2 protein-coding genes and 1 pseudogene are annotated in these 2,296 nt (G+C 44.7%); 1 reads left to right on the top strand and 2 read right to left on the bottom strand.

Annotated elements, in window-relative coordinates:
• Both JF818_RS03725 and JF818_RS03720 read right to left on the bottom strand, forming a co-directional pair.
• Positions 1–359: pseudogene (locus JF818_RS03725) on the bottom strand (hypothetical protein); the annotation flags it as partial.
• Between the two features lie 71 nt (positions 360–430).
• Complete coding sequence (locus JF818_RS03720) at positions 431–1,639, bottom strand: MFS transporter (RefSeq protein WP_198890639.1); 1,209 nt, start codon at positions 1,637–1,639, stop codon at positions 431–433.
• Positions 1,640–1,817: 178 nt separating this feature from the next.
• On the opposite strand from JF818_RS03720, the gene JF818_RS03715 reads away from it, so the two are divergent.
• Positions 1,818–1,976 carry a zinc-binding dehydrogenase gene (locus JF818_RS03715; protein ID WP_198890638.1) on the top strand — a complete coding sequence of 53 codons (159 nt, stop codon included), beginning with the start codon at positions 1,818–1,820 and terminating at the stop codon, positions 1,974–1,976.
• Positions 1,977–2,296 lie beyond the last annotated feature (320 nt).

Raw genomic sequence — 2,296 nt, 5'->3', positions numbered from 1 at the left:
CGGTAGAAGGGGAAGCTGTAGGTCAGTTCCATGGGACCTTCAAAATTTTTTCCTCCGATGGTAACAGCCTCTCTAAAATTTACTGCGGTATCAAGCTGCAATGGTTGGTAGGTGAACCAGAGACGGTGTTTATCCTCAATTCTTGTCCCTACCGTGTAGCGGCTGAAGGGGTAGAGGTTGTTCTGTCCGCCTTGCTTGATGAAATCGAATTCGTCTCCTGCTGTTCCGTTTTGGAAGGTATGGTACAACAGGCCAATGGTGCCTTGCTCTGTTTCTACGAACGGGGTGAAGGAGAATGCAAAGAGTGAAAGAGCAGAGAAGGAAAGTAAGGTAAGTGTCAGGATTAGTTTCTTGTTCATAATATCTCCTATTAGATACCAATGATATAAAAGGAAATTATATTTTGGTCAATATAACTATCGGAGTAGATTCAGGAAAATATGCCACAATCCAAATGTTTGGCGGCGTAGATACCAAAAAGCATATAGCAACTGGTAAGTATGAAGATAAGTGGAAACCCTAGGTAGGGGAGCAAGAGACCAGCAAGCATTGGGTAGAGGATATTCATCAAGGCACCAGCACCGCCTATCCCAAAATAGATAGGGCGATTCTCATTGTTGGAAATTTCCAAAAGAATCCCCACGGTAAGTATGTGATAGAGAGCAGCGGTTGCCCCTCCGATAAAGAAGGCAAGTGGGTAGAGTAGTGGGGTTGCTATCAGCAAGAGAGCCATGATCGGGGTGGAAATACCGAGAAGGATGAAAAGATAGATAAGCGGGCGATAGCGCTGTCCTTTGCTGAACAGGTTGGTCAGGATGGTTGCAAGCAGAGAACCGGAAAGCTGGAACAACAGGAAGGTTCCCGTTCTTCCTCCGTCCAATCCATAGCGTTGATTTGCAAGTACCACCAAAAATGGCAGGGTAGAAAGTATGACGCCTGAGGTGTTAACCAATAACAGGTAAAGACGGACATTACGGTCTTCCTTGATGGCATGGACAAACATACCAAGTCTTTCTCCTAGCGTCTGTTTTTTTTGCTGGGGAGGTTCTCCCTCTTTCAGCATCCAGAAGCCACTGGTTGCCAGAAGAAGAAGCAGACTTGCCATAAGGAACAGCAGGCTGTAGCTGTCGGGGTAGGAGAGGTAGGAGAGTACAAGCTTTACCACGACTGAACTTATGATCAATCCAATACTGGTGATCAGTTGTTTCTGGGTGAGTAGTTTCTTTCGTTGGGGTTTTTCAATCGTACTTCCGAGGATATCGGTATAGGCAATATTTGCCCATGCCCCACTGAAGGAGAATACGGTGATCAGGAAAAGGATAAGCCATATTTTCCAGGTGGCAGGGGATCCAAGGTTGCGCAAGAATATCCCAAGGCTTGCAAGCGCTGCAACCCTGAGGTAAATTCCACCCAAGAGGGCCGGTTTCTTATGTTTGAAACCCATGATGAATGTAGCAAACAACAACTGCATAAAACTACCAAACCCCACCATGATGGCAGTCAGCAGCCCTAGGTGAAATGTAGTAGCCCCAGTTTCGCTTAGCATGGCTGGGGCGACGGTATTCACGTCTATGAAACTCATGGTAAGTGAAAGGAACAATGCATGGATCATGAAAGAGCGATAATTGGTAATCCTCATTAGTACCCCCTCCTTATGTTGAATATAGCAAAGTAACTGGCCTTTGGGTATCAAAATAATGAAGGGGGATATAGTGTTGGAGGTGGTCAATCATGAAAGATACGATGAGATGCCTGCAATACTTCCTCAGTAGCAGAACTGATTTTTGTATATACCTCTCGATTGATTCTTTCATACAATGCAACATTTGCCTTATCTGGGAGGAATGTGTCCACATGGGGAGATCCGCCCACTGCTTGCAGGAGTATTTCCCTTGGAAGAGATAGCAGCAGCACAACAGGAATTTTCCCGGAAGCACCATGTAGGGAAACTGGTACTGTTTCCTACGCAGGTGTAGGAGTGGTCTATGATCGCTCATTGAAATAACTTCTCTATAAAGAAGCAATTGTGACATGGAGTTACTGCTTTGTTTTATGAAAACCCTGCTGATAAATACAAAGAAAAGAAAACAAAGGACCTTCTCCAGAATGTGCTTTCCTCCCAACATCTACAAGTTGATGTGATTTCAGGAGCAATGTACAGCAGTGTGGTAATACTCAAGGCTGTGGAGTCGGCGCTTATAGACCAAAAAACATGTTAATTTCTTCTCTAGTCATAAAAACATTACCAGACAGGAAAAAGATTGAGAATCGCTCTGGATTGAGGTATGCTAAGAGT

It is taken from the genome of Sphaerochaeta sp. S2 (assembly GCF_016406725.1).
Classification (GTDB): Bacteria; Spirochaetota; Spirochaetia; order Sphaerochaetales; family Sphaerochaetaceae; genus Sphaerochaeta.
Note: the sequence above shows the minus strand (reverse complement) of the source record. Positions and strands in the feature narration are given on the sequence as shown.

Coding starts and splice junctions, on each gene's coding strand:
- JF818_RS03720 (WP_198890639.1), bottom strand. CDS start 1,639: ATGAGGATTACCAATTATCGCTCTTTCATGATCCATGCATTGTTCCTT.
- JF818_RS03715 (WP_198890638.1), top strand. CDS start 1,818: ATGCAACATTTGCCTTATCTGGGAGGAATGTGTCCACATGGGGAGATC.